Origin of the sequence: Burkholderia sp. AU17457 (assembly GCF_002223255.1) — a bacterium.
GTDB classification, from domain to species: Bacteria; Pseudomonadota; Gammaproteobacteria; order Burkholderiales; family Burkholderiaceae; genus Burkholderia; species Burkholderia sola.
In genome coordinates, this window is sequence record NZ_NKFB01000003.1 from 1,045,229 (window position 1) to 1,066,043 (window position 20,815).

The following is a 20,815-nucleotide window of genomic DNA, read 5'->3' on the forward strand; positions in this document are numbered from 1 at the left end:
GACGCGCGCAGCCTCGAGAAGGAGAAGCCGTTTGCCGAAGTTGAGCGTCGATCTCGACACCATCAAGCGCCTCGCGCAGTTCGCGGCCCGGCGCAGCGCCGAGGACCGCATCCCGCAGGTGGCGGGGAGCCTGACCTTCACGACGATGCTGGCGCTCGTGCCGCTGCTGACGGTCGCGTTCGCGCTGTTCACCGCGTTCCCGATGTTCGCGTCGTTCCAGATCTCGCTGCAAGGATTCCTCGCGGATCACCTGATGCCCGCGCAGTTCAACATCCAGATCTTCAAGTACCTGAACCAGTTCGCGTCGAAGGCCAAGGGGCTGACGACGGCCGGCCTGATCGTGCTCGTCGTCACGTCGGTGATGACCATGATGACGATCGAATCGGCGTTCAACCTGATCTGGCGCGTGCGCAAGCCGCGGCCGTTCGCGCAGCGCGTGCTCGCGTACTGGGCGCTGATCACGCTCGGGCCGTTGCTGTTCGGCGTGAGCCTGTCGATTTCGTCGTACCTGTTCACGCAATCGCTCGCGTTCACCGGCGCGGGCGCGTCGACATCGATCGTCGAGTGGCTGCTCGCGCTTGCGTCGCTGCCGCTGACGGTGCTCGCGTTCACGCTGCTGTACGTGTACCTGCCGAACTGCGCGGTCGCATGGCGCGACGCGGTGATCGGCGGGCTGTTCGCGGCCATCGCGTTCGAACTCGCGAAGCGCGGCTTCGGCTATTACGTGCGGCGCATTCCGACCTATACGGCCGTCTATGGCGCGTTCGCGGCATTGCCGGTGTTCCTGCTGTGGGTGTATTTGAGCTGGTTCATCGCGCTGCTCGGCGCGATGGTCGCGTCGGCGCTGCCGGCGATCCGCGTCGGCCAGTTCCATCGGATCCACTATCCGGGCAGCGACCTGCTCGACGCGCTCGAACTGCTCGCGCGGCTGGCGGAGGCGCGCGCGGCCGGCAAGCGCGGCTATACGGCGCTGCGGCTCGCGACGATGCTGCGCTGCGACATGGAAACCGCGCAGCGGTTGCTGACGACGATGGAGGAGCGGGAATGGGTCGCGCGGCTCGACGGCGGCGACGAGATCACGCCGCGCTATATCCTGCTCGCGAACCCGGAGCAGCTGACGCTCGCGCAACTGTTCGACGTGCTGGTGATCGACCGCACGGAGCTGACCTATCAGCTGGAGCGGCGCCGCAGCCACGTCGAGGGTGCGGCGCTGCTCGACGTGCTGTCGAGCGACCGGTTCGACGTGACGCTCGCGTCGCTGATCGCCGCGCACCGGCTCGCGGGTGGGCAGCCGGCCGGCAGCACCGGCCAGGCGCCGGGTGCGGCCGATCCGCACGCGAGGCCGCCGCGGCCCGCCTGACGGCAGGGGGCCGGCGGGCTACAGCGGGATCTTGCCGATGCAGATGTCCTTGAACATCACCCAGTCGCCCATCAGGCTGTATATCGGGTGCCGGAACGTGGCCGGGCGGTTCTTCTCGAAGAAGAAGTGGCCGACCCACGCGAACGCGTAGCCGCAGACGATCGCCGCCGGCAGCCACAGCCAGTGCCCGGTCGCGACCGCCATCGCGACACATCCGATCACGCCGAGCGAGCCGATGAAGTGCAGCCGCCGCGACGTCAGGTTCTGGTGCTCGTTCAGGTAATACGGGTAGAAGTCAGCGAAGCTGGCGAATTGCTCCGTATGCGTATGCGCCATGGCCGTCTCCTCGGGCCGCTGTTCATGCGGTCATTGTGCGGCCGGCGGCCCGCGTCCGCAAGCGCCGGCGGGCCGCTGCGCCGGCCCGTGCTTTCCTTTTGACAGGCTTTCCGATAGGATCGAAAGAGATTTGCATTCAAGCATGAGGGGACTACGATGCGCGTCAGCGATATTCTGAAAGTGAAGGGCAACACGCTGTTTACGGTGACGCCCGATAAGCCGCTGCGCGAAGCGGTCGATACGATGGCCGAGCACGACATCGGTTCGCTCGTCGTGATGGAGTACGGCGATCTCGTCGGGATGCTGACGTTTCGCGAGATCATCCTGCGTCTGCACGTGAACGGCGGCGCGATCGGCGACGTGCAGGTGCGCAAGGTGATGGACGAGCCGCTCACGTGCACGCCGGAAACGGACGTCAACGAGGTGCGCCGGATGATGCTCGAGCGCCACGCACGCTACATGCCGGTGCTCGACAAGAAGGTGCTGATGGGCGTCATTTCGTTCTACGACGTCGCGAAGACGGTCGTCGAGGCACAGAGCTTCGAGAACCGGATGCTGAAGGCGTACATTCGCGACTGGCCGGAATCGGAAGCCGAAGCGCACAAGCCGTGAATCGCGCCGCGCCCGGCACGTCGGTGCATGGGCGCCGCCATCCGGCACGCGGCGGCGCAGGCATGTCCTGCGCCGCCGTTTTTTCAACAACCATACAAGGCCCGCGCAGCATTGCCCAGACGATGCGCGCGTATTCCGAATGAGCGATCACACGCAAGCCACTTCCGAACGGCGCGGCGAACGGCACGCGCACGCATCCCAGTTCGACCTGCTGCGCGAGCGCCGCTTCGCGCCGTTCTTCACGACCCAGTTCCTCGGCGCGCTGAACGACAACGTCTTCAAGATCGGTTTCACGTCGCTCGTCACGTATCACACCGCGCGGTTCTCCGGCGTCGATGCGAAGACGGCCGCGTTCCTGATTTCCGCGATCTTCATCCTGCCGTTCGTGCTGTTCTCGGCCACCTCGGGCCAGATCGCCGACAAATACGACAAGGCGACTCTCACGCGTTTCGTGAAATCGTTCGAGATCGTGCTGATGCTGGTCGGCGCGGCCGGCTTCGTCACGCACAGCGCGACGCTGCTGTATCTGTGCACGTTCATGATGGGGATGCACTCGACGCTGTTCGGGCCCGTCAAGTATTCGTACCTGCCGCAGCATCTCGGCGAACATGAGCTGGTCGGCGGCAACGGGCTCGTCGAGATGGGCACGTTCATCGCGATCCTGATCGGCACGATCATCGGCGGCGCGGCGGCCGGCATCGAAGGCAGCGGCGAGCGCGTGCTCGCGGTGAGCGTCGTCGTCATCGCGCTGGCCGGGCGGCTCGTCGCGCAGCGCGTGCCGCCCACGCCCGCGCCGCAGCCCGACCTCGTGATCAACTGGAACCCGGTCAGCGAGACCTGGCGCAACCTCGGGCTCGCGCGCCAGAACCGCACGGTGTTCCTGAGCCTGCTCGGCATCTCGTGGCTGTGGTTCGTCGGCGCGACGTTTCTCACGTCGTTCTTCAATTTCGCGAAGGACGTGCTGTCCGCGAGCCCCGACGTCGTCACGATCCTGCTCGCGACGTTCTCGGTCGGCATCGGCCTCGGTTCGCTGCTGTGCGAGCGCCTGTCGCAGCGGCGCGTCGAGATCGGCCTCGTGCCGCTCGGCTCGATCGGCATCAGCGTGTTCGCGATCGAGCTGTATTTCGCGAGCCACGCGCTGCCGTCCCCCGGCCATCTGCTGTCGGTCGGCGAATTCCTCGCCGGTGCGCGCCACTGGCGCATCCTGGCCGACCTGTTCCTGCTCGCGATGTTCGGCGGCTTCTACAGCGTGCCGCTGTATGCGCTGATCCAGAGCCGCAGCGCGCCGACGCACCGCGCGCGGATCATCGCCGCGAACAACATCCTGAACGCGCTGTTCATGATCCTGTCGGCCGTGATGGCGATGGGGTTGACCAAGGCCGGCGTCGACATCCCGGGGCTGTTCCTCGTCACCGCGCTGTTGAACGTCGTGGTCGCGACGTATATCTACCTGCTCGTGCCCGAGTTCCTGCTGCGCTTCGTCGCGTGGGTGCTCGTGCATACGTTCTATCGGATCCGCCTCGTGCACGCGGAGCGGATTCCGGCCGAAGGGGCGGCAGTACTCGTGTGCAATCACGTCAGCTATGTCGATGCGCTCGTGCTGGCCGCCGCGAGCCCGCGTCCGATCCGTTTCGTGATGGATCACCGGATCTTCAAGACGCGTTTCGCGAGCTGGGTATTCCGGCATGCGAAGGCGATTCCGATCGCGCCGCGCCACGAGGATCCCGCGATGCTCGCGCGTGCGTACGACCTGTGCGAGGCCGCGCTGAAGGACGGCGAACTCGTGTGCATCTTCCCCGAGGGCAAGCTGACGAAGACCGGGGACATCAACACGTTCCATCACGGCATCACCGAGATCCTGAACCGCACGCCGGCGCCGGTGATCCCGATGGCGTTGCGCGGGCTGTGGGGCAGCTATTTTTCGCGGCATACCGATGCGCGGATGCCGCGCCCGATCAAGCGCGGCGTGATGAGCCGGCTGACGCTGGCGGTCGGTGAGCCGATTCCGGCGTCGGTGGCGACGCCCGAGGTGCTGCAGGCGGCGGTGACCGAGCTGCGCGGCGCGCGGAAGTAGGCGGGCGGGCGTCGGCTCCGGCGCGGGATGATCGATTCGCGCACCTGGCCGGGATGGCGGCCCGGCTCGGCGGGTCTCCAGCGCAACGCCGACGGCCTGCGGTCGCCACACCTGCGTCGCATCCGCCCTTATCCGCGGCCGGCCCGTGTGGTCTGAACGGTTCACCCGGCCCGCAGGCCCCGGGACCGCTGGCATAATAGCGGTTTACCTCTTTCTCGACCGGCAAACGATCGACCTGCCTGCGGCTCCGGCAGCGCATCGGTTTGACCATTTCTCTTTGGGCGGTTCCATCATGTCCGGCAATACCCTCGGCACGCTTTTCACTGTCACGACCTTCGGCGAATCGCACGGTCCCGCGATCGGCTGCGTGATCGACGGCTGCCCGCCGGGGATGGGGCTGACCGAAGCCGACATCCAGATCGAGCTCGATCGCCGCAAGCCCGGCACGTCGCGGCACGTGACGCAACGGCAGGAGGCCGACGAGGTCGAGATCCTGTCGGGCGTGTTCGAAGGCGTGACGACCGGCACGCCGATCGCGCTGCTGATCCGCAACACCGACCAGCGCAGCAAGGACTACGGCAACATCGTCGAGACGTTTCGTCCCGGCCACGCCGACTACACCTACTGGCAGAAATACGGCATCCGCGACTACCGCGGCGGCGGCCGCTCGTCCGCGCGTCTCACCGCGCCGATCGTCGGCGCGGGCGCGGTCGCGAAGAAGTGGCTGCGCGAGCGCTTCGGGGTCGAGGTGCGCGGCTACATGAGCGGCCTCGGCGACATCGACGTGCCGTTCGTCGACTGGTCGTACGTGCACGAGAACCCGTTCTTCTCGCCGAACGCGGCCGTCGTGCCGGAACTCGAGGCGTACATGGATGCGTTGCGCAAGGACGGCGATTCGATCGGCGCGCGCATCGACGTCGTCGCGTCGGGCGTGCCGGTCGGCTGGGGCGAACCGGTGTTCGACCGGCTCGATGCCGATATCGCGAAGGCGATGATGAGCATCAACGCGGTGAAGGGCGTCGAGATCGGCGCGGGCTTCGACAGCGTCGCGCAGCGCGGCTCGGTGCACGGCGACGAACTGACGCCGGCCGGCTTCGTCGGCAACCACGCGGGCGGCGTGCTCGGCGGGATTTCGACGGGGCAGGACATCACCGTGTCGATCGCGATCAAGCCGACGTCGAGCATCCGCACGCCGCGCCGCTCGATCACGAAGTCCGGTGAAGAGGCGACGGTGGAAACCTTCGGTCGCCACGATCCGTGCGTCGGCATTCGCGCGACGCCGATCGCCGAATCGATGCTCGCGCTGGTGCTGATCGACCATGCGCTGCGCCATCGCGCGCAGTGCGGCGACGTCGAGACCGCCACGCCGAAGATCGCCGGCAGCGCGACCTGACAGAAGCGGGCGGGGCGCGTCGCGTCGGCCGTCGAACGATGAATGCAAACGGGGCGCTGCGTGATGCAGCGCCCCGTTTTGTTTGCGGCGGTGGTGTGCCGCGACAAAAAAAACGCGCCGCTCGCGGCGGCGCGTTCCGGCAGCTTACATGTTCGGGTAATTCGGCCCGCCGCCGCCTTCGGGCGTGACCCACACGATGTTCTGCGTCGGGTCCTTGATGTCGCAGGTCTTGCAGTGCACGCAGTTCTGCGCGTTGATCACGAGCCGATCGCCGCCGTCGTCGTTCTTCACGAACTCGTACACCGCAGCCGGGCAGAAACGCGCCTCCGGCCCCGCGTACGTGCGCAGGTTCACGTTCACCGGCACGTTCGCATCCTTCAGCGTCAGGTGCGCCGGCTGGTTCTCCTCATGGTTCGTATTCGAGATGAACACCGACGACAGCCGGTCGAACGTCAGCTTGCCGTCCGGCTTCGGATACGCGATCGGCTCGCACTGCGACGCCGGCTTCAGCATCTCGTGGTCCGCATGCTGGTGATGCAGCGTCCACGGCACGTTGCCGCCCATCACCTTCTGCTCCAGCCCAACCATCAGCGTGCCCAGGTACAGGCCCTTCGCCATCCACTGCTTGAAGTTGCGCGCGCGGTACAGCTCCGTGTACAGCCACGATTGCTTGAACGCATCGGGGTACGCGTTCAGCTCGTCCGACTGGCGGCCGGCCTGCACCGCGTCGAACGCGGCGTCGGCCGCCAGCATGCCGGTCTTGATCGCCGCATGGCTGCCCTTGATCCGCGACGCGTTCAGGAAACCCGCGTCGTCGCCGATCAGCGCGCCGCCCGGGAACACCGTCTTCGGCAGCGACAGCAGGCCGCCGGCCGTGATCGCGCGCGCGCCGTACGACACGCGCTTGCCGCCTTCGAGGAACGCGCGGATCGACGGGTGCGTCTTGTAGCGCTGGAATTCCTCGAACGGCGACAGGTACGGGTTCGTGTAGCCGAGGCCCACCACGAAGCCGACCACGACCTGGTTGTTGTCCATGTGATACAGGAACGAGCCGCCGTACGTATCCGGCTTCAGCGGCCAGCCGGCCGTGTGGATCACCAGGCCCGGCTTGTGCTTCGCGGGATCGATTTCCCACAGTTCCTTGATGCCGATCCCGTACGCCTGCGGATCGGCGTTCGCGTCGAGCTTGTACTTCGCGATCAGTTGCCGCCCCAGATGGCCGCGGCAGCCTTCGGCGAACAGCGTGTACTTCGCGTGCAGTTCCATGCCGAGCTGGAAGTTCTCGGTCGGCTCGCCGTCCTTGCCCACGCCCATGTTGCCGGTGGCGACGCCTTTCACGGAGCCGTCGTCGTTGTAGAGAATCTCCGCGGCCGGGAAGCCGGGGAAGATTTCCACGCCGAGCGCCTCGGCCTGCTGGCCGAGCCAGCGGGTCACGTTGCCCAGCGAAATCACGTAGTTGCCGTGATTCTTGAAGTTGTCCGGCAGCGCCCAGTTCGGCGTGGTCACCGCGCTCTTCTCGGACAGGAACAGGAAGCGGTCTTCGCTCACCTCGACATCGAGCGGCGCGCCGCGCTCCTTCCAGTCGGGAAACAGCTCGGTGATCGCGCGCGGGTCCATCACCGCGCCCGACAGGATGTGCGCGCCGATCTCGGAACCCTTCTCGAGCACGCACACGCCGATCTCGGTGCCTTTCTCGGCGGCCAGTTGCTTGAGCCGGATCGCCGCCGACAGCCCGGCGGGGCCGCCGCCGACGATCACGACGTCGTATTCCATCGATTCGCGCGGGCCGTATTGCTCGATGAGGCTTGCGGGGGTCATTGGCGTTCCTCTAACCGTTAGAATGCTTTTATTCGGGAGCGTATTGTCTGCGAAACGAAACGCTTGCCGCAACAGCATGCAGGTAGATTAGCACGATCGTTCTATTTTTGTGCTAGGGTAATGCCGCCCGGACTGTGCCGCCCGGGCTGGCGCAACGATATCGAAAGGGGATGGGCAATGGGTCGATCGATCAATCTGGAAGGCAAGGTTGCGCTGGTCACGGGCGCGTCGAGCGGCCTCGGGCAGCGTTTTGCGCAGGTGCTGTCGCAGGCCGGCGCGAAGGTCGTGCTCGCGAGCCGCCGCGTCGAGCGTCTGAAGGAGCTGCGCGCGGAGATCGAGGCGGCGGGCGGCGCCGCGCACGTCGTGTCGCTCGACGTGACGGACGTCCAGAGCATCAAGGCGGCCGTCGCGCATGCGGAGACGGAAGCCGGCACGATCGACATCCTCGTGAACAATTCGGGCGTGTCGACGATGCAGAAGCTCGTCGACGTGACGCCGGCGGATTTCGAGTTCGTGTTCGATACGAACACGCGCGGCGCATTTTTCGTCGCGCAGGAAGTCGCGAAGCGGATGATCATGCGCGCGAACGGCGGCGGCAACGGCAAGCCGCCGTGCCGGATCATCAACATCGCGTCGGTGGCCGGGCTGCGCGTGTTCCCGCAGATCGGGTTGTACGCGATGAGCAAGGCCGCGGTCGTGCAGATGACGCGCGCGATGGCGCTGGAATGGGGCCGCCACGGGATCAACGTGAATGCGATCTGTCCGGGCTATATCGATACCGAAATCAATCATTACCTGTGGGAAACCGAACAGGGCCAGAAGCTGCAGTCGATACTGCCGCGCCGGCGCGTCGGCAAGCCGCAGGATCTCGACGGGCTGTTGTTGCTGCTCGCGGCCGACGAGTCGCAGTTCATCAATGGCTCGATCATCTCCGCGGACGACGGCTTCGGCCTTGCCTGAGCGGATGACATTTCGCAACAAAGAAGACAGCAATGAGCGCAACGAGCGATTACTCCCCCGTTTTTGAGATGTCGATGCCGATCCGCTGGGGCGACATGGACGCATTCGGCCATGTGAACAACACGGTCTATTTCCGCTACATGGAGCAGGCGCGAATCTCGTGGTTCGAGCAGCTTGGCATTGCGGGCGGCAACGGCGAGGGGCAGGGGCCCGTCATCGTCACTGCGTCGATGGAGTTCCTCAAGCAGCTGCACTATCCGGGCGACGTGATCGCGAGGATGTCGGCCGCGAAGCCCGGCCGAAGCAGCTTCGACACCGGGTTCGAGCTCACGCGCGCGGACGATCCGCAGCATGTCTATGCACGCGGCAACGCGCGCTGCGTGTGGGTCGATTACGCGCTCGGCAAGTCGGTGCCGCTGCCGCCGCTGCTGCGCGACACGATCGAGCACGCGCTGGCGACGAAAGTCGGCTGAGCGCGTATATCGGCACGCCGCGCATCGGGTCGTCGGTGGCGCGCCGTGCCCGTCGTTTCCGTCAATTGGCCGCCACGTGCGGCCGATCGTCATTCGCGCGCCACCATCCGCTGCGCGTTCACTGCCCGAGCAGGCGCTGCAGCAGCTCCGGCGTATTGTTCGTCCCGTATTTGCGCATCAGTCGCGCGCGATAGATATCGACCGTGCGCGAGCTGATGTCGAGCACGCGCCCGATCTGCTTGCTGGTCTTGCCGGTCGCGAGCTGCGCGGCGATCTCGCGTTCACGCGGGGTCAGCTCGACCGCGACGCGGCGCGTCGCGCTCAGATCCTCGAAGGTCCAGATGCCGGCCGCGAGCGGCGCGGTGCGGTCGAGCGCGCGGCCCGTCACGTGGCACCAGAACAGTTCGCCGTCCGCGCGCTTCATGATTCTGTCATCCGAGTAGACGCCGTTCGCGACCATCACGCGTGCGATGCGCTCGCCGATTCGCTGGAATTCGTCCGTGGACGGGTAGAGCACCGCATACGATTTTCCGATCAGGTCGGCCCGCGCGCAGCGGAAGATCGACGCGAGCGCGTCGTTGCAGTCCTCGACCACGCGGTCGCGCGACAGCACGAGGCCGAGCGGCGCGAGGTGGAAGGCGGTCTGGTAATCGAGATCGGGCATGGCGCGGGGGCGGAGGGAAATGCTTATGTATTTTTGCGTATTGTGCCGTATCCGCGCCGCATCGTACCCTTTCAGGCATCTCGCGGCGTTCGTCGCGACATAAAAAGCGTGCCTCGACGCAGGCATCGCCGCGCATGCATAGAATGATGCGGCGGGCTTGCGCCACGTGGCGCGTGAACCGGTTTTGCTGGTTTCCATAGAGGAAGGGACAACTGATGAACAAAGTCTATCCAAGCGCGGCTGCCGCTCTGGAGGGGATCGTCCGCGACGGGCAGACCTTCGCGGTGGGCGGCTTCGGCCTGTGCGGCATTCCCGAGGCGCTGATCGCGGCGTTGCGCGATTCGGGCGTCAAGGGCATCACCTGCATCAGCAACAACGCGGGCGTCGACGGTTTCGGCCTCGGCCTGCTGCTGGAAACGCGCCAGATCAAGAAGATGATCTCGTCGTACGTCGGCGAGAACAAGGAGTTCGAGCGCCAGTACCTGGCCGGCGAACTCGAACTCGAATTCACGCCGCAGGGCACGCTCGCCGAGAAGCTGCGCGCGGGCGGCGCGGGCATCCCCGCGTTCTTCACGAATACCGGCTACGGCACGGTGATCGCGGAAGGCAAGGAAACGCGCCAGTTCGGCGATCGCCATTACGTGCTCGAGCCGTCGCTGACGGCGGACGTCGCGCTCGTGAAGGCGTGGAAGGCCGACAAGTCCGGCAACCTGATCTATCGCCGCACCGCGCGCAACTTCAACCCGATGTGCGCGATGGCCGGCAAGATCACCGTGGTGGAGGTCGAGGAGATCGTCGAGAACGGCGCGCTCGATCCGGATCAGGTTCATACGCCGGGGATCTTCGTGCAGCGCATCGTGCTGAACGCGACGCCGGAAAAACGCATCGAACAACGCGTCGTACGCGCGAAAGGAGACTGACATGGCCTGGAATCGTGACCAGATGGCCGCGCGCGCGGCGAAGGAACTGCAGGACGGCTTCTACGTGAACCTCGGCATCGGCCTGCCGACGCTCGTCGCGAACCACGTGCCGGAAGGCGTCGAGGTGTGGCTGCAGTCGGAGAACGGCCTGCTCGGCATCGGCCCGTCGCCGACCGAAGACGAAGTCGACGCCGATCTGATCAACGCCGGCAAGCAGACCGTCACGACGCTGCCCGGTTCGTCGATCTTTTCGTCGGCCGATTCGTTCGCGATGATCCGCGGCGGCCACATCAACCTGGCGATCCTCGGCGCGATGCAGGTCAGCAAGCAGGGCGACCTCGCGAACTGGATGATCCCCGGCAAGATGATCAAGGGGATGGGCGGCGCGATGGACCTCGTCGCGGGCGTGAAGCGCGTCGTCGTACTGATGGAGCACGTCGCGAAGGGCGATCAGCACAAGATCCTCGACGAATGCAACCTGCCGCTCACGGGTGTCGGGGTGGTCGACCTGATCATCACCGATCTCGGCGTGATCGAAGTGACGCCGTCCGGGTTGAAGGTGCTCGAACTCGCCGACGGCGTGAGCGTCGACGAGATCCAGGCGAAGACGGGCGCACCGCTCGACGTCAGCGCCGTGGCCTGAGCATTACCCTGGTGCGTGATCCTCGACGCCCCGCGTTCCCGACGGAACGCGGGGCGTTTTGTCACGCGCGCACGCGTCACGCAATCGCGCCGCCGCCGTCGATCAGTACCGTCGAGCCGGTTGCATAAGGCGTGGCCGCCAGATACAGGATCGCATTCGCGACATCCTCCGGCTGGCCGACCCTGCGCGCCGGAAGCCGCTGGGCGGCGCCGGCGTACATCGCGTCGCGTGCGTCGGGGGCGAGCTTGTCCCACAGCGGCGTCGCGATCAGGCCCGGCGACACGGTATTCACGCGGACCGGCGCCAGTTCGAGCGCCAGCCCGCGGGCGAGGGCCTCGAGCGCCGCGTTGATCGCGCCTTGCAGCACCGACGACGCGCTCGGCCGCACGCTGAGGTAGCCCGACACGAACGTCAGCGAGCCGCCTGGCGCGATATCGATTGCGCGGGCGATGCGATAGGCGCCCCAGAACTTGCTGTCCATCGCTGCCTGCGCGTCGGCGAGCGGCAGCGCCCGGACCGGGCCCGTGGCCGTCTTCGCGGCTGAAATCACGACGTGGTCGAACTGGCCGGCGCGTGCGCAGAACGCATCGACGGCCGCCGTATCGGTAATGTCGAGCGCTTCGGTCCGCACCTGCGCGCCCGCTATGGCGTCGATGTCGAACCTGGCCGGGTCGCGCGACGCGATCGTCAGATGCGCGCCGCGCCGCGCGAATGCCGTCGCGGTGGCGGCGCCGATGCCGGAGCTTCCGCCGACGACGAGTACGTGCTTTCCGTGGAGCGGATCATTCATGAAAGTCTCTCCTGGGTGATGAGTTGAGCGGAATCCGGTCAGATGGTTTCGGTCTCGCGCAGCGTCGACGGGCTGTGCAGCGCGAAGCGCGCGATGTCGTCCTTGCGCATGAAAGCGACCCCGGGGTGTGATCGAGCGTAGTGCAGGAAGGCGTCCCACGCGCGGACCATCTGCGGCGTGCCGCTGATCCGGTCGTGCGCGCTGATCGACATCAGTCTGCGCCGCTGTCCGGCTTCCGCGTACAACTGGTCGAAATCGAGCTTGATCTGCTCGACGAACATCGTCGGCGAGTAGTTGCGGCCTTCGATCAGCAGGATGTCGTTGTTGCGCAGCGTGTACGGAACCACCGCGAAATCGCGACCGCCGACGGTCTCGATGAACGGTTCGTCGCGACTGACGTCGTCGATGTGATACATGTAGCCGAGTTCCTGCAGCAGCGGCAACGTATGCGGTCCGCGCCGCAGCCAGTTGCAGTTGTAGCCGGTCGGGCGCTGGCCGGTCACCGCTTCGACCATGTCGCGCGCTTCGGTCAGGAAGCGGCGCTCGTCGTCGCGGCTCATCGCGAATTGCGCGCGCCACGTCGGGCCGTGCGCGGCGGCTTCGTGGCCGCGCGACACGATCTCGCGGGCCAGTTCGGGGTGCCGGCGCGCGGCTTCCCCGATCATGTGCGACGTCACTTTCACGCCGTGCCGGTCCCACAGATCGAGCAGGCGCGGAATGCCTTCCCGGTAGCCGTATGCAAACCAGGTGGCCGATGCGAGATCGACCGGCACCGACGGCGGGAACGCGACGGCCGGAAACGGGCTGTCCGCGTCCGTGGGCGGTTGGCCGCCCGCCTCGAACTGCATCGAGATCGAGATCACGAGCCGCGCGCCGTCCGGCCAGAACGGCGCGGCGCCCGGCGTCGCGGGCGCCGGTGACGGCGTCGGCGCGGCGGTGGCCGGCAGGGACGTGCCTGCGGCCAGCGCGACGCCGGCCGCGAGCCCGGCGCCGGCCCGGGCCAGGAACCTGCGGCGCGGCGAAGGCGTCGCGGAAGTGTCGTTATCGTGAGTCATCGTCCCCTCCGTCAACCGACGAGCCCGAGCTGGCGCATCAGCGTCAGGTTGTCCTCGATGTGCCAGTTTTCCGCGATCCGGCCGTGGTCGATCCGATAGATATCGGTCGCGATGAAGTCGATCGCCTGTCCGCGCCCGGCCGTTCCGTTGAACGTACCGGTGAAATGCCCGCGGAAATGCAGGTGCACGACGACCCGGTCGCCGGCGACGATCATCTGTTCGATGTCGCAGCGCAGATCCGGGATCGCGCCGCGCATCGTGCCGGAGGCCGCGAGCGGTCCCGGTAGGCCCTGTTCGCGGCCGGGCGGCAGCGTGCGGTCGGTGAAGTCGTCGGCGAGCGCCGCGCGGGCGAGCGCGGGGTCGCCGGTATTCCAGAAGCTGCCGTAGCGGCGCGCGGCCAGAACTTGCGCGCGGGCCTGCGCGGCCGGCAAGCCTGCCGCGACGGTCAGGGCGTGCGGCTCGACGAGATCGGCGGCATGGGCGGCGGCGGGCCAGAGCGCGACGACGCAAGCGGCTGTCGCGAATGCATGCGCGACGGGGCGGGTGGCCGAACGAAGGCGGATCGACATGGTTTCGAGAGTCCTGTGAAAGCGTCAGGCGACGACGCGGAACAGGTATGGTAGGTTTCTGTTTTGCATGTAAATACGGGCAAAAGGCGAATGGATTATTCGAAAAAAGGAAAGGTTGGGGTGAGGCAGGCGCCATGACGCTGATCGACGATTTTCCGGCGCTCGATACCTTTGCGCGGATCGTGTCGGCCGGCAGCCTGTCGGCGGCGGCGCGCGAGCTCGACCTGTCGTTGTCCGTCGTCAGCAAGCGGCTCGCGCATCTCGAGTCGCGGCTCGGCGTGCGCCTGCTGCACCGGACGACGCGGCAGCAAACGCTCACCGACGACGGCGCGCAGTTTCACGCGCAGGTGCTGCGCATCCTCGCCGAGGTCGAGCATGCGGAAACGCTGATGCGCGATCGCCGCGGCACGGTCAGCGGCGTGCTGCGCGTGACGGCGCCCGGCGAACTCGGCCGCCTGCGAATCGCGCCGCTTATAGCGGCCTTTCAGCAGCGACATCCGCAACTGACCGTGCAGCTGATGCTGACCGATACGGTCGTCGATCTGCTCGCGTCCGACATCGACGTCGCCGTGCGGATCGGCAATCTTGCCGATTCGACGATGATCGCGCGCGAGCTGGCGCCGAATCATCGCGTGCTGTGCGCGTCGCCGGGCTATCTCGCGGCGCACGGGTCGCCGGCCCATCCGGCCGAGCTTCGTGCGCATCGATGCATCGTGATGGGCGACCAGCCGCGGACCGAATGGCGGTTCGACGGCGTGCAAGGCGGCGTGGCGGTCGAGGTGACGGCCGCGCTGCTGACCAACGACGGCGGCGCGGCGCGCACGCTGGCGCTCGAGGGCGCGGGCATTGCGCTGAAGTCGATCTGGGACGTCGGCGCCGATCTCGACGCCGGTCGGCTCGTACGCGTGCTGCCGGCCTTCGCGGCGTCCGCCGCGCCGCTGCATGTCGTCTATCCCGGCGGCCGTCACGTGCCGTTGCGCGTGCGGACGTTCGTCGATTTCCTGCGCGAGCAGTGGCGTCACGCGTGGCGCCGCCACGACTGAACCCGTCCCGGGTGGCGGGCCGGCGCGTGCCGACCCGTCATTCCGAAGCGGTTTACAATCGTTTGCATCGGGCGTCGCAAGCGTTGCCCCGCGCGTCGCCCCCCGTTCGACAGGATGCCAACGATGCCAACGACCCCAGCGAATCCCCTGGTTCCCCGCCAGCGGCGCGTGCAGTGTGCAAGCACGGCCGGCCTTCACCACGTCGCCTATACCGAGTGGGGCGACCCCGCGAATTCGCGCGTGCTCGTCTGCGTGCACGGCCTGACCCGCTCCGGCCGCGATTTCGACCGGCTTGCCGCTGCGCTGTCCGATACGTATCGCGTCGTCTGCCCCGATGTCGCGGGGCGTGGCCGGTCGGACCGGCTGGCCGATCCGCGGCTCTATGCGATTCCGCAATACGTGGCCGACATGGTGACGCTGATTGCGCGGCTCGACGTCGAATCGGTCGACTGGTTCGGCACGTCGATGGGCGGCCTGATCGGCATGGCGCTCGCCGGGCTGCCCGGTTCGCCGTTGCGCCGGATGATCGTCAACGACGTCGGCCCGCGCATCGAACCCGATTCGCTGACGCGCATCGGCGAATACCTCGGCGTGCAGCCGCGCTTCGCGACCGAGCAGGAGGGGATCGACTATCTGACTTCGCTGTCGCTGCCGTTCGGTGCGCTGAGCGCCGACGAGTGGCGCGAGATCAACGGGCCGCTGCTGCACGAACTGCCCGAAGGTGGCTGGACGATGCGCTACGATCCGCGCATCGCCGAGCCGTTCAAGGCGACGACGCCCGAACTGGCCGCGCTCGGCGAGGCCGCGCTGTGGCGTGCGATCGAGACGACGGACGCGACGCTGCTCGTCGTGCGCGGCGAGACGTCCGACCTGCTGTCGCGCGAGACGGCGGCCGAAATGGTTCGTCGCGGCCGGCATGTGACGCAGGTCGAGATTCCGGGTGCGGGGCACGCGCCGGCGTTCGTCAGCGCGGACCAGATTGCGCTCGCGCGGCGGTTTTTCGTCGAAGGCGACGCATAAACGCGTCATAATATGCGGTTCGGCGGCACGCGGGCCGTGCCGCCGCCGAATCCCTACCCATCACGACCGGAACATTTCATGGCAGTCATTCGTCACCACGTCGGGGCCCGTCTCTCCGAAACCGCGATCCACAACGGTACCGTGTATCTGGCGGGCCAGATCGCCGAAGACACCACGCAGGACATTCGCGGCCAGACGCGCGAAGTGCTCGGCCACATCGACCGCCTGCTCGCCGAAGCGAACAGCGACAAGGCGCATCTGCTGTCGGTGCAGATCTACATCTCGGATCTCGCGAACTTCGAAGGCATGAATGCGGAGTGGGATGCATGGGTTGCGGAAGGCAACACGCCGCCGCGCGCGACTGTCGAGGCGAAGCTCGCGGATCCGGCGCTGCTCGTCGAGATCGTGGTTGTCGCCGCGCAGCGGAGCTGAGCGTCAGCCGACGATGACCGTATTCCGGCAGGCCGTGCAATGACCGAATCCGTTTCCGCTTCTCCCGTCGCGGCGCCGTCGTTCGACGACGTGCTCGCGTTCGTGCGCGAGCGGGCCGGCGACGCGCGCCTGTCGTCGGGCGAGCTGCTCGCCGATCACTCGGCCGGCACGGCGGCGATCATGCGCACGCTGAACGTCGATCCGTCCGCGATGCAGGCCGCCGCGCTGTTCGTGCTGACGCCGCACCTGAGCGACCCCGAGCGCGAGCTGACCGAGCGTTTCGGCGACGAAGTCGCGCGGCTCGTGGCCGACGTGCGCAAGCTGCTGCGGCTCGGCACCGTCAGCCTGCGCGCCGCGCAGAATGCGAGGCCCGACTCCGGGCGCGACGCGGCGGAAGAGCGGCGTACGCAGATCGAAGCGCTGCGCAAGATGCTGCTCGCGTTCGCACAGGACATCCGCGTGGTGCTGATCCGGCTCGCGTCGCGGTTGCAGTCGCTGCGCTACTACGCGGCCGCGAAGCTCGATCCGCCGCCCGACGTCGCGCGCGAGACGCTCGAGATCTATGCGCCGCTCGCGAACCGTCTCGGTATCTGGCAACTGAAGTGGGAGCTCGAGGATCTCGCGTTCCGCTTCGAGGATCCCGTCACCTACAAGCGGATCGCGAAGCTGCTCGACGAGAAGCGCATCGAGCGAGAGGCGTACGTCACGCAGGCGATCGCGCGGCTGCAGCACGAGCTCGCGCAAGCGCACATCCAGGCCGACGTCAGCGGCCGGCCGAAGCATATCTACAGCATCTGGCGCAAGATGCGCGGCAAGGAGCTCGATTTTTCCGAGCTGTACGACGTGCGCGCGTTTCGCGTGATCGTGCCCGACATCAAGGATTGCTACGCGGTGCTCGGCATCGTGCATCACCTGTGGCAGCCGGTGCCGAAGGAGTTCGACGACTACATCTCGCGGCCGAAGCCGAACGGCTACAAGTCGCTGCATACGGTCGTGATCGGCGACGACGGCCGCGCGTTCGAAGTGCAGATCCGCACGCAGGAGATGCATCGTTTCGCCGAGTACGGCGTCGCCGCGCACTGGCGCTACAAGGAGGCCGGCGCGCGTGGCTATGGCGGCCAGTTCTCGGCGAGCGACAAGTACGACGAGAAGATCGCGTGGCTGCGTCAGTTGCTCGCGTGGAAGGACGACGTCGAGGACGGCACCGAGGTGTCGGGCGACCAGGCGTGGGCGCAACTGCGCGAGACGTCGCTCGACGACGACCACATCTACGTGCTGACGCCGCAGGCGCGCGTGATCGCGCTGCCGCAGGGCGCGACGCCGGTCGATTTCGCGTACCACCTGCACAGCGAGCTCGGCCATCGCTGCCGCGGCGCGCGCGTCGACGGCGTAATGGTGCCGCTGAACACGCCGCTCGCGAACGGTCAGACGGTCGAGATCGTCGCGGTGAAGGAGGGCGGGCCGTCGCGCGACTGGCTCAATCTGCAGCTCGGTTACCTGAAGAGTCCGCGCGCGCGGCAGAAGGTGCGCGCATGGTTCAACTCGATCGAGCAGGAAGAAAACATCGCGCACGGCCGCGCGCTCGTCGAAAAGACGTTGCAGCGCGAGGGCAAGACGTCGGTCAGCCTGGACAACCTCGCCGCGAAGCTCGGCTTCAAGTCGCCCGAGGAGCTGTTCTCGGTCGTCGGCAAGGAAGAATTCAGCCTGCGCAACGTCGAGCACGCGCTGTCCGATGCGCCGCCGCCGGAACCGGCGCCCGAGGCCCCGGCCGATTTCGAGAAGCGCAGCAGCGGCGCGAGCGTCGCGCACGGCGCGTCGACCGGTGTGCTGGTGGTGGGCGTCGACGCGCTGCTGACGCAACTGGCGCGCTGCTGCCGGCCGGCGCCGCCCGATCCGATCAGCGGTTTCGTCACGCGCGGCAAGGGGATGTCGATCCACCGCAGCGACTGCCCGACGTTTCGCCGGATGGTCGAGCGCGCGCCGGAACGCGTACTGCAGACGACCTGGTCGGCCGATGTGCTGGGCGGGCGCGGCGCATCCGTCTATCCGGTCGACCTGATGATCGAGGCAAGCGACCGGCAAGGGCTGCTGCGCGATATCTCCGAAGTATTCGCGCGCGAAAAGATCAACGTCGTGGGCGTGAAGACGCAAAGCCGCCGCAATGCGGCCTTCATGCAGTTCACGGTCGAGGTATCGAATTCGGCGCAGGTGCAGCGCGCGTGCACGCTGCTCGGCGAGGTGCAGGGCGTCGTGCGGGCAGGGCGAAAATCCTGATGGGGTTGGATCCGCGTGGGCTTGCTGCGACCGCATAAAACACTTGCCAAGCTGGTGGCCGCCCCATATAATCTTAGCTTCTCTAGGCTCGTAGCTCAGTTGGTTAGAGCACCACCTTGACATGGTGGGGGTCGTTGGTTCGAATCCAATCGAGCCTACCAACGAATTGAGAATGCCCGGCCTCCGGGTGTTCGATGCAGTACACAACTCAACGCGAACAAGGCGAATACGGTTATGACACCGCGAACGTTGACCGAAACCACTTCGGAGCGACGCTAGTCGAGGAACGTTTTCGCCCTTTCAGTTTGAGTGAAGTATCGAATGCGGCCCCTCGAAAGCGGGGCCGCATTTTTTTTGTCGCGAAATTTTCACGCGAGAGTTTGATCTCGCGTACCTGGTCTGCCGCCCACTGTCGGCATCACGGAGAGTGCTATGGTTTCGATACGCTTGCCTGACGGCTCAGTTCGACAATACGAGCATCCGGTGACAGTTGCCGAGGTTGCGGCCTCGATCGGTCCCGGCTTGGCGAAGGCTGCGCTGGGTGGCAAGCTCGATGGCGAGCTCGTGGATACGTCGACGGTGATCGACCGCGACGCGTCGCTCGCGATCGTCACGGACAAGGATGCCGACGGCCTCGACATCATCCGCCACTCGACCGCCCACTTGCTCGCGTATGCGGTGAAGGAGCTGTATCCGGACGCGCAGGTGACGATCGGCCCGGTGATCGACAACGGTTTCTATTACGACTTCTCGTACAACCGCCCGTTTACGCCGGAAGATCTGGAAAAGATCGAAAAGCGCATGCAGGAACTCGCGAAGAAGGACGAGCCGGTTACGCGCCGTGTCGTGTCGCGCGACGAGGCGGCCGGTTACTTCCGCAGCATCGGCGAGAAGTACAAGGCCGAGATCATCGAATCGATTCCGCAAAGCGACGAAATCAAGCTGTACTCGCACGGCGGCTTCACCGATCTGTGCCGCGGCCCGCACGTGCCGTCCACCGGCAAGCTGAAGGTCTTCAAGCTGATGAAGGTCGCGGGCGCGTACTGGCGCGGCGACTCGAAGAACGAGCAGCTGCAGCGCATCTACGGGACGGCCTGGACGAAGAAGGAAGACCAGGACCAGTACCTGCACATGCTCGAGGAAGCGGAAAAGCGCGACCACCGCAAGCTCGGCAAGCAGCTCGACCTGTTCCACATGCAGGAAGAGTCGCCGGGCATGGTGTTCTGGCATCCGAAGGGCTGGGCGCTGTGGCAGCAGGTCGAGCAGTACATGCGCCGCCGCGTGAACGACGCCGGCTATCTCGAGATCAAGACGCCGATGATCATGGACCGGTCGCTGTGGGAAGCGTCGGGCCACTGGCAGAACTATCGCGAGAACATGTTCACGACGGAGTCGGAGAAGCGCGACTACGCGATCAAGCCGATGAACTGCCCGGGCCACGTCCAGGTGTTCAAGCACGGCCTGCGCTCGTACCGCGACCTGCCGCTGCGTTACGCGGAATTCGGCTCGTGCCACCGCAACGAGGCGTCGGGCGCGCTGCACGGCCTGATGCGCGTGCGCGGCTTCGTGCAGGACGATGCGCACATCTTCTGTACGGAAGACCAGTTCATCTCGGAATCGATCGCGTTCAACACGCTGGCCATGAGCGTGTACAAGGATTTCGGTTTCGATCACATCGACATCAAGCTGTCGCTGCGTCCCGATCAGCGTGCCGGTACGGACGAGACGTGGGATCGCGCCGAGCAGGGCCTGCGCGATGCGCTGACCGCCTGCGGCCTCACGTGGGAAGAGTTGCCGGGCGAGGGTGCGTTCTACGGCCCGAAGATCGAGTACCACATCAAGGACGCGCTCGGCCGCTCGTGGCAGTGCGGCACGCTGCAGCTCGACATGGTGCTGCCGGAGCGCCTCGGCGCCGAGTACGTGGCGGAAGACAACAGCCGCCGCCGGCCGGTGATGCTGCACCGTGCGATCGTCGGTTCGATGGAGCGTTTCCTCGGCATTTTGATCGAGCACCACGCTGGTGCAATGCCGGTCTGGCTCGCGCCGTACCAGGCAATTGTGCTCAATATCGCCGAAAGTCAAGCCGAATATGCGCAGGCTCTGACCCAATCGTTGCAAAAACAAGGGGTTAGAGTGGCGGCCGATTTGCGCAACGAGAAGATTAGCTATAAAATACGCGAGCACACGCTGGAAAAGGTGCCTTATCTCCTCGTCGTGGGCGATAAGGAGCGTGATGCGCAAACGGTAGCCGTGCGTGCCCGTGGCGGCGTCGACCTTGGCGTAATGCCGGTCGAAGCCTTCGTTGAGCGTCTGCAGGAAGACCTGCGCTCGTTCAAGTAACCGCCCTGGCAGCGCGGCTCGTTTTTTTAATTTTTAGAG

19 protein-coding genes and 1 tRNA gene are annotated in these 20,815 nt (G+C 66.3%); 14 read left to right on the plus strand and 6 right to left on the minus strand.

Features of this window, described 5'->3' with window-relative positions; genetic code table 11:
• The first annotated feature begins 31 nt into the window (after positions 1 to 31).
• Positions 32 to 1,360, plus strand: a complete 1,329-nt coding sequence (locus CFB49_RS07290; RefSeq protein ID WP_069621338.1) for a YihY family inner membrane protein — start codon at positions 32 to 34, stop codon at positions 1,358 to 1,360.
• Positions 1,361 to 1,378: 18 nt separating this feature from the next.
• Here the strand turns inward: CFB49_RS07290 and CFB49_RS07295 are convergent, their stop codons facing one another.
• On the minus strand, positions 1,379 to 1,696 hold the full coding sequence (locus CFB49_RS07295) for an Mpo1-like protein (RefSeq protein WP_089490995.1): 318 nt from the start codon (positions 1,694 to 1,696) through the stop codon (positions 1,379 to 1,381).
• A 156-nt stretch (positions 1,697 to 1,852) separates the two neighbouring features.
• On the opposite strand from CFB49_RS07295, the gene CFB49_RS07300 reads away from it, so the two are divergent.
• From CFB49_RS07300 to aroC, 3 genes are all read left to right on the plus strand, one after another.
• The gene (locus CFB49_RS07300; RefSeq protein WP_006488504.1) at positions 1,853 to 2,308 is read left to right on the plus strand and encodes a CBS domain-containing protein; all 456 of its coding nucleotides are present in this window, start codon (positions 1,853 to 1,855) and stop codon (positions 2,306 to 2,308) included.
• Between the two features lie 139 nt (positions 2,309 to 2,447).
• Positions 2,448 to 4,382, plus strand: a complete 1,935-nt coding sequence (locus CFB49_RS07305; RefSeq protein ID WP_069621340.1) for an MFS transporter — start codon at positions 2,448 to 2,450, stop codon at positions 4,380 to 4,382.
• Between the two features lie 292 nt (positions 4,383 to 4,674).
• Positions 4,675 to 5,775, plus strand: a complete 1,101-nt coding sequence (gene aroC, locus CFB49_RS07310) for a chorismate synthase (protein WP_069621341.1) — start codon at positions 4,675 to 4,677, stop codon at positions 5,773 to 5,775.
• Between the two features lie 144 nt (positions 5,776 to 5,919).
• Here aroC and CFB49_RS07315 read toward each other — a convergent pair whose 3' ends face one another.
• A complete protein-coding gene (locus tag CFB49_RS07315; protein ID WP_089490996.1) occupies positions 5,920 to 7,593 on the minus strand; it encodes an electron transfer flavoprotein-ubiquinone oxidoreductase in 1,674 nt (557 codons plus the stop codon).
• Between the two features lie 177 nt (positions 7,594 to 7,770).
• Here CFB49_RS07315 and CFB49_RS07320 point away from each other — a divergent pair, with 177 nt between their 5' ends.
• A complete protein-coding gene (locus tag CFB49_RS07320) occupies positions 7,771 to 8,553 on the plus strand; it encodes an SDR family oxidoreductase (protein WP_050012456.1) in 783 nt (260 codons plus the stop codon).
• Positions 8,554 to 8,585: 32 nt separating this feature from the next.
• Positions 8,586 to 9,026 carry an acyl-CoA thioesterase gene (locus CFB49_RS07325; RefSeq protein WP_089434924.1) on the plus strand — a complete coding sequence of 147 codons (441 nt, stop codon included), beginning with the start codon at positions 8,586 to 8,588 and terminating at the stop codon, positions 9,024 to 9,026.
• Positions 9,027 to 9,144: 118 nt separating this feature from the next.
• On the opposite strand, the gene CFB49_RS07330 is transcribed toward CFB49_RS07325, so the two are convergent.
• Entirely contained in the window at positions 9,145 to 9,690 is a 546-nt protein-coding gene (locus CFB49_RS07330) for a LuxR C-terminal-related transcriptional regulator (RefSeq protein ID WP_069621344.1), read from the minus strand.
• Between the two features lie 215 nt (positions 9,691 to 9,905).
• Between CFB49_RS07330 and CFB49_RS07335 the strand changes: the two genes are divergently transcribed.
• Together CFB49_RS07335 and CFB49_RS07340 are read left to right on the plus strand one after the other, a co-directional pair.
• Positions 9,906 to 10,610 (plus strand): CoA transferase subunit A, encoded by a 705-nt coding sequence (locus tag CFB49_RS07335; RefSeq protein ID WP_069621345.1) that lies wholly within the window; start codon positions 9,906 to 9,908, stop codon positions 10,608 to 10,610.
• A gap of 1 nt (position 10,611) precedes the next feature.
• Positions 10,612 to 11,253, plus strand: coding sequence for a CoA transferase subunit B (locus tag CFB49_RS07340; RefSeq protein WP_069621346.1), 642 nt, complete (start codon positions 10,612 to 10,614; stop codon positions 11,251 to 11,253).
• A gap of 76 nt (positions 11,254 to 11,329) precedes the next feature.
• Here the strand turns inward: CFB49_RS07340 and CFB49_RS07345 are convergent, their stop codons facing one another.
• From CFB49_RS07345 to CFB49_RS07355, 3 genes are read right to left on the minus strand one after another with little or no spacing between them, the layout of a single operon-like run.
• The gene (locus tag CFB49_RS07345; RefSeq protein ID WP_089490997.1) at positions 11,330 to 12,043 is read right to left on the minus strand and encodes an SDR family oxidoreductase; all 714 of its coding nucleotides are present in this window, start codon (positions 12,041 to 12,043) and stop codon (positions 11,330 to 11,332) included.
• A gap of 38 nt (positions 12,044 to 12,081) precedes the next feature.
• Positions 12,082 to 13,098 (minus strand): polysaccharide deacetylase family protein, encoded by a 1,017-nt coding sequence (locus CFB49_RS07350; RefSeq protein WP_089490998.1) that lies wholly within the window; start codon positions 13,096 to 13,098, stop codon positions 12,082 to 12,084.
• Between the two features lie 11 nt (positions 13,099 to 13,109).
• Positions 13,110 to 13,667, minus strand: coding sequence for an ester cyclase (locus CFB49_RS07355; RefSeq protein ID WP_089434927.1), 558 nt, complete (start codon positions 13,665 to 13,667; stop codon positions 13,110 to 13,112).
• 134 nt (positions 13,668 to 13,801) lie between these two features.
• Between CFB49_RS07355 and CFB49_RS07360 the strand changes: the two genes are divergently transcribed.
• The 6 genes from CFB49_RS07360 to thrS all read left to right on the plus strand — a co-directional run bounded on the left by CFB49_RS07360 (position 13,802) and on the right by thrS (position 20,776).
• Positions 13,802 to 14,710 carry a LysR family transcriptional regulator gene (locus tag CFB49_RS07360; protein ID WP_089490999.1) on the plus strand — a complete coding sequence of 303 codons (909 nt, stop codon included), beginning with the start codon at positions 13,802 to 13,804 and terminating at the stop codon, positions 14,708 to 14,710.
• Positions 14,711 to 14,833: 123 nt separating this feature from the next.
• Positions 14,834 to 15,730, plus strand: a complete 897-nt coding sequence (locus CFB49_RS07365) for an alpha/beta fold hydrolase (RefSeq protein ID WP_069621351.1) — start codon at positions 14,834 to 14,836, stop codon at positions 15,728 to 15,730.
• 78 nt (positions 15,731 to 15,808) lie between these two features.
• Positions 15,809 to 16,162 (plus strand): RidA family protein, encoded by a 354-nt coding sequence (locus CFB49_RS07370; protein WP_069621352.1) that lies wholly within the window; start codon positions 15,809 to 15,811, stop codon positions 16,160 to 16,162.
• A gap of 39 nt (positions 16,163 to 16,201) precedes the next feature.
• Positions 16,202 to 18,436: a RelA/SpoT family protein gene (locus CFB49_RS07375; RefSeq protein WP_069621353.1), complete on the plus strand. Its 2,235-nt coding sequence runs from the start codon at positions 16,202 to 16,204 to the stop codon at positions 18,434 to 18,436.
• An 84-nt stretch (positions 18,437 to 18,520) separates the two neighbouring features.
• Positions 18,521 to 18,597, plus strand: a tRNA-Val gene (locus CFB49_RS07380).
• A 271-nt stretch (positions 18,598 to 18,868) separates the two neighbouring features.
• Positions 18,869 to 20,776, plus strand: a complete 1,908-nt coding sequence (gene thrS, locus CFB49_RS07390; RefSeq protein ID WP_069621354.1) for a threonine--tRNA ligase — start codon at positions 18,869 to 18,871, stop codon at positions 20,774 to 20,776.
• Positions 20,777 to 20,815 lie beyond the last annotated feature (39 nt).